This window comes from Candidatus Aquicultor sp. (assembly GCF_054640775.1).
In genome coordinates, this window is sequence record NZ_JBTSLF010000143.1 from 1 (window position 1) to 6,589 (window position 6,589).

Below are 6,589 nucleotides of genomic sequence, written 5' to 3' on the forward strand. Positions count from 1 at the left end.
TCTTCCGCTCCACCATGCTGCACAAAAATCCGTAATATCTTTTTTACATCACCCCGTTTGGTCGCCCGTGTATAAAGCTTTCCGTCGCTGAAGGTTCCGGCGCCTCCTTCACCAAAACAATAATTTGAATTTGGATTAACCTGGCGGTTTACCATAAGTTCATGGATATCTCTTCTTCTTCCGCTGACTTCTTTCCCCCGTTCTATAACGATCGGTTTAATACCGAGTTCAATTAAACGCAGGGCGGCGAACATTCCCGCGGGACCAAAGCCGATAACCGCAGCTTTTTTATTTCCCGTTACCGGTTTGTACTCAACTGCAATACTTTCTTCAGAAGGCGTTTCATTTACAAACACATCAACAAGCAATTTGTAAACGGGTGATTTTCTCGCATCAATGGAACGGCGGATAAGCCGGACTCCCTTTATCTCTTCTACGGAAATTTGTAACTGCCTTGCTATTTCAGAACGAATGATTGCATCTGAAAATGCGCTCTCCGGCATCAATGTTAGTTCAAGTTGTGTTTTCATATTGTAATAAATTTATGGTGTATTTGTATTATTTTTCCATTGTTCGACCCAATCAGTAAAAGGGGTCATCATGGGAACGGCGGTAATTTTTCCGCCGAAACCAATATAACGATAAACTACCGAATTCAAGTTTGTAACCGGTGTGGCTTCTAAAATATTTTCGTTTATCGTAATTCCATATTTCCGGGCTAATTCGATCGAATATTTAATTATTGAATTTCTTAGTTTATTAAATGCTAAGTCTCTTTTCAATTTGTCTTTCATAACCGCGAACTCTTCGTCATGGGTAAATTCGGGATTCTTTTTGCCAATAACTTTGAAGATTGAATACCCTTCGGGGACTTTTAACGGTCCGTATGTTTCACCAACATTTAGCGTTCCGGCTATTCTTCCGATATCGCCAAATGAAGTTGTGGGAAAGAAACCAAATTCACCGCTGCTGTTTTTAGTAGTCTCGCGCTGTGAATATTGTTGGGCGAGCATTTTAATGTCAACGCCTTCCTTCAATTTTTGAAGAACCGTATCAACCGTTTCAAGCTTGTTCGTAAGGACTTCAACAATGTTTACAAGCGTGGCGGATTCTTTTTTTGCCTGGCGTTTTGCATAATATGCAGCAACCTCGTCATCACTTACTTTTGCAGAATCGAGGAACTTGCTTTGCATTGCCTGCTGTAATAAAAAATCTTTCCAGATGTTAAAAGATTCTTTTACTTCCTTAGTCTGTTCCAGTTTTTGTTTGTATCCTTCATCGGCAAGGATTTCCCGCTCAATAAACTCTCTCGTTTTTGCATTTAGGATTGAAAGAACATGCTTTAGATCGGAGGTGGTAAAACCGGGATCTTCAAAATTTAGGAACCGGATAAAATTCTTTAACGGGATCTTCTTTTTCTCCAGCTTAATAAAAACGTTTGAAAGAGAATCCGCAAGCAGCGTATGTTCAAGCTTGTAAAAATCTTCGGTGCTTAAATAAAGTTTATCCTCTTTATTTTTTCTGCCGGTTTCTTTTGCCTCTAAGAGTATAACAACTTTTTCGCCGGTTAGTTTCAATAAAGAAGCTTTGGCTTCAACTTTTTTATTTAGAAAAATTGTTTTCATGTACCGGAGATAAAATTCCCTTTCAGCCCGTTGACGGGCAATTTTTTTTATTGCTTGATATTCGCTTTCCCAGCCTTGAGATTTTTCTAAGATCGGTTCATATCTTTTTATGATGTGGTAAATATACCAGCCATCCTCAAAATGGATTGGCGCGGTGTTGGCATTTTCCGGCAGAGAGAATATCTGCCTTTCTAAATTTTGATCTTCCATCCCAATTTCAAAAGTGATGGTGTCTTTTGATTGTTCGGGTAATTCGACAATAAGGCTATCGAACGGCAGTCCCTTGGCTAAGAGATTGGAATAATTGTTTATTTCTTTTTCATCTTTTGAGTACAACGCATGAGTAAAAACTTTGGTTGCGTTTGCAAGATACTGCGAAAGAAGAAGCTGTGCTTTCCCGCCCGCTTTTTCACTTACTTCTTTGTTGTAGAGCGCGTCGCGCACGAACATTTTTTCAAATTCATGAAGACTGTACGCAGTAATTTCCGCAGTATCAAGTTTTTGGTCAAGAGCGGCTTGGGCGAATAATTTTTCAAAAATTATCCCGTAAAGGAACTCCTCTTTCAGTTGGGGAGTAATTCCCTTCATCTGCCTGTCAAGCTGCGGCATCATCTCGTAACGCTGAATGAATTCTTTCCGGGTAACGGAAATATTTCCTATTTTTGCGATAACTTCATCATCGGTTTGCGCTTTTACTTGAATCATCAAACTAAAACTGAGAAGAAGAAAAACGTATTTTAGCATGCACTATCTTTCGTGATTAATTGTCTAAAATTACAAATAATTCTTTATCAAATTAAACCAGTTTATAATGCCTAAGCAAAATTTTTTGAGGACTAATTGAAAAAAAAACATGCTAAAACAATTGCGAACAAAAACGTTGAACCTCTACACGAAAAAATAACGCCAAAGAATCCGCCAAAATGGTTCTATGCGGTTCCTTTTCTTCTCCCAGTCATTTTAATACTTCTCCTTGAGCTGACACTCCGATTGTTTCATTACGGAAAAAATGTTGAGACATGGATTCCTTATCATCCGAATCTGCCCGGTAAAATTGTTTTAAACACCGAAATAGCTTACAAATATTTTTTTACAACAAAAGGGATTCCCTCTTCAATCTTTGATCCTTTTGACGCGGTAAAAAAGCCGGGAACATTCCGTGTATTTGTTTTAGGGGAAAGCAGCGCCGCGGGCTTCCCTTTTGACCCTACCGGGTCATATTCACGTTACATCCGCGACCGCCTGCAGTTGGTTTACCCTGCACAAAATATTGAAGTTGTGAACGTAAGCATGGCGGCAATCAACTCGATCGTAATAAAAGATATGCTGCCGGAAATATTAAAACAAGAACCCGATCTGATTTTGCTTTATGCAGGACATAACGAATATTACGGGGTTTTCGGGGCTGCTTCACAATCGTGGTTTGCCGGTAATACAACGATGATCTCTTTAGTGCTTTATTTGAATAATTTCAAAACGGTTGAGCTCTTACGAAACGGAATAAACGGGATTTCTTCATGGTTCAAAAGCGATGGGCAGAGTTCCGGAGCCACTTTAATGGCGCGCATGGCAAAGAACAATCTGGTTCCGTATCAATCACCTTTATATAAGGCTGGATTAAAGCAATTTGAAAATACATTGACGGATATAATTCAAGAAATCAAAGAGAAGAATGTTCCTCTTATCATCGGAACTCTAACTTCTAATATAAAAGATCAAACTCCATTTGTTTCTTTAAATGAAAAACAAAGTGAGTCAGCCGATTACTTCTTTCAAAAAGCGAAAGAGGTTTTGCACCAAGGAAATTCAATTGAAGCGAAGAAATATTTTATAAGGGCGAAGGCGTTAGACGCTTTACGGTTCCGCGCCCCTGAAGAGATAAACAGCATTATTAAAAAACTTGCCGTAAGTAATAACATTCCTCTTATTGATTTTGAGGATGCGTTTAACGGTTTAAGCAAAGATGGGATTGCCGGAAATAATTTGTTTGTCGATCATCTTCACCCCACACTACATGGTTATATGGTGTTCGGTAAATTATTTTATGAAGCAATGGAAAAGAATAATTTTCTGCCTGCTTCCACTCCGCAAAGTATTTCCGACGCGGTACAGGATTCACTTGTTGTAAAGAATTTTCCTTTTACACAGTTGGATTCTACTATTTGTTCATACCGGCTCATTTCATTAACGGCAGATTTCCCTTTTGTTAAAAATGGGAAGAAGAAAGAATTACGAGAATTGGTTCAATTGAGAGATTACAGCGATTCACTAGCGTATAGAGTTATCGCTGAGAATTATTATTGGGAAGGAGCGCATAAATTGCTTGCCGTTGCATATAAAAAGGAGAAAAATGTGGATGGATACGTCCATGAATATGACGCCTTGATAGGGCAGTTTCCCTATTCGAAAAGTAACTATAAATCAGTTGTAGAAACTTTAATCGGTGCAAAAAGGTATCCGGAAGCCTATGTTTATTTAGAGCAATATTACCGTTTGCAACCCGATGCTTTTTGTACTAAATGGCTCGGGACAATTAATCTTTTGAATGATAATTATGATGCCGCAATGAAGTATCTGGATGAAAGTCTTTCCTTTAATCCAAGAGACGCGCAATTGCTCTGGAATCTTTCCGGTTTGTTTATAAGAAAGCATGATTATCAGAACGCTTTACTCTATGTTAATAAATGTTTGCAAGTTGAAAGGAATTTTCCCGGTGCCGCGCAATTAAAAGCGCAGATTGAACAAGGGATGTAGGATATAGATTTGTCAGTAATAAGCAAAGTTTAGGCAAAAAGGAATTGCGAGGTTGAAGTTTTATTGATTAGGATGGGAGTTTCATTTGTTAGGGTGCAAGTACTGTTCATAAGGACATTAGTTGCATTTAGACGGATGGAAATTTCATTAGTAAGGATGTAAGTTGTAATTAGTATGATGAAACTTTCATCTATGGGGATGTGAGTTGCATCAAAAGGGGTGTTTGTTTCATCTGTGCGGATGTGAGTTGCATCAAAAGGGATGGAAGTTGCAATTATTAGGATGGAAGTTTGAACTATAAGGATGAATGTTTCACTTATAAGGATGTGAGTTGCATCAAAAGGGGTACAAGTTTCAACTATTAGGATTGAAGTTTCATCCATGCGGATGAGTGTTTCACCTATAAGGATGGAAGTTGCAACTATTAGGAACGAAGTTGCAGCTATACGGGAGGTTGTTTTATCTATAAAGGGGGATGTTTCTCATTTCATGTTACTCCTTTTTTTGATACTGAAACCGGTCTCTTAACAGAGGAAGTCTTTTATTTAATTAGTCATGTTATGCAAAATAATATATTGAATTGCCACGACCTTCAGGTCGTGGAATAATTAGCAAAAAAGTAAATGGCTTTAGCCAAAACAAATGCTAAAATTGGGCTAAAGCCCAGGACTTCTTGTTAATTTAGTCCCCGACATAAATGTCGGGGCTATTCAATAATAAAGAACCCCCGGCATAAATGCCGGGGTTAATTAATAATGTTGCCTGCGTAAATAAATTTACTACTTATTTTCAAGGGCGTGTAAATTTTAAAGCGCTTAGCTGCTTGTATTGGGGACTTGTTGTACCGAATACACTTATTACATATTTCTTAACATCAACAGATATATCAACTATACCGGTTTTGAGCTGGTAGAGGGTTTTGTCCCGCGCAACCCTTGCATTGCTTAACGCAGTGTAAGCGTTTATTACAGCGGTGTTGGCTGTTTTCATATTTGCGTGCAAGGTTGTTAATGCCGCAGTCGTTAAGTCGGTTTCGTTTGGAGCGTAGCCGGGCTGGGCGGATAAGAGTTGGACGAGTTTGTCCATATTGTCAATGCGGTTATCAAAACCCATTTGAGAGGCTGAAATGTTTTTTGCAGTTTCTTCTTCGGGAACTGCAGGGTCTGGAGGAGGAGGAGAATTTTTAGGAGTGGCTCTTCTTCCTTGAATTTTTCTAGCAATAGTTTTTGCGTTGTCGACTACTTGCGCGGGCACGTCGCTTGCGGCAAGGGCATTAACAACACGGGTGATAAAAGTGCTTAACGGTTCAAAAAGGATTTCACGTGCGGCAACCGCGTTTGCCCAGGGAGTTTGCGCTGCATTTACTTCCGCCATTTTATTTTCGGCTTCGGTATGCAGTGCGATTAACGCCTCAAGCTTGATTGGATTTTTAGCCGGGTTGTAGCTTGAGCCGTAACCGGTGCAAAATGAGATAAGGTCTTCAAAATTAGCTACATTCTTTGCATGACCTGTTTCCAGTGATGACATGACATTTCTCCTTAGAATGTTATTAAAAACAAGAACTTATTTGTTCTGCAAAAATAAGTGAAAAATGATTAACAAAAGCAAGGATTTTTAAAAATATTTTTTGATGGGTGTGAGGGTAGTGATTAACTAGAAAAAGAAATGGTGCTTTATGGTGGGTAAATCTCAGAAATTACATAACACCCTTTCAGGACTTTGTTAATTATTCTTTTTAATGTCATGGAGCTGCACCCCATGTTAGAAGCTTTCGCCCCTCCGGGGCTTTAATTTTAGTATTCAAAAGTGTTCTTATTCCATTTTTGCAGAATATTAGTTTTGTTATTTATGGACTGAGGATTTTGAAATGATGCTTTGAATGAATAATACAATAGTATTATAAGTCATACAAAATGATTACATACAATTAACAACTATACAAAATAAAAAGCCGGCTCAAAGTAATTATTTGAGCCGGCTTTTTTATTAAGCTAACCGATTATAAGCATTAGCGGTGTGGATTAAACACAAACATTATTTAACTAACATCATTTTCTTAGTTGAAATGTAATCATTTACACGTAATTGGTAAACGTACATGCCGCTTGCAAGTGATGAGGCATCGAATTGAACAGAGTATCTGCCTATTTCTTTCTGCTCATTTACAATTGTCATTACTTCGTTACCAAGTATATCAAATATCTTTAACG

The 6,589-nt window shown here is 38.3% G+C and carries 4 protein-coding genes and 1 pseudogene; 1 reads left to right on the forward strand and 4 read right to left on the reverse strand.

Annotated features, from left to right (window positions below; genetic code table 11):
* Together ACYC56_RS11005 and ACYC56_RS11010 are read right to left on the reverse strand one after the other, a co-directional pair.
* Positions 1–530: pseudogene (locus tag ACYC56_RS11005) on the reverse strand (FAD-binding protein); the annotation flags it as partial.
* 12 nt (positions 531–542) lie between these two features.
* Positions 543–2,330, reverse strand: a complete 1,788-nt coding sequence (locus tag ACYC56_RS11010) for a peptidyl-prolyl cis-trans isomerase (RefSeq protein ID WP_461374227.1) — start codon at positions 2,328–2,330, stop codon at positions 543–545.
* Positions 2,331–2,465: 135 nt separating this feature from the next.
* Here ACYC56_RS11010 and ACYC56_RS11015 point away from each other — a divergent pair, with 135 nt between their 5' ends.
* Positions 2,466–4,379 carry a GDSL-type esterase/lipase family protein gene (locus tag ACYC56_RS11015; protein ID WP_461374228.1) on the forward strand — a complete coding sequence of 638 codons (1,914 nt, stop codon included), beginning with the start codon at positions 2,466–2,468 and terminating at the stop codon, positions 4,377–4,379.
* 789 nt (positions 4,380–5,168) lie between these two features.
* Here the strand turns inward: ACYC56_RS11015 and ACYC56_RS11020 are convergent.
* Together ACYC56_RS11020 and ACYC56_RS11025 are read right to left on the reverse strand one after the other, a co-directional pair.
* Positions 5,169–5,906: a hypothetical protein gene (locus ACYC56_RS11020; RefSeq protein ID WP_461374229.1), complete on the reverse strand. Its 738-nt coding sequence runs from the start codon at positions 5,904–5,906 to the stop codon at positions 5,169–5,171.
* A 507-nt stretch (positions 5,907–6,413) separates the two neighbouring features.
* Positions 6,414–6,581 carry a T9SS type A sorting domain-containing protein gene (locus ACYC56_RS11025; protein ID WP_461374230.1) on the reverse strand — a complete coding sequence of 56 codons (168 nt, stop codon included), beginning with the start codon at positions 6,579–6,581 and terminating at the stop codon, positions 6,414–6,416.
* Positions 6,582–6,589 lie beyond the last annotated feature (8 nt).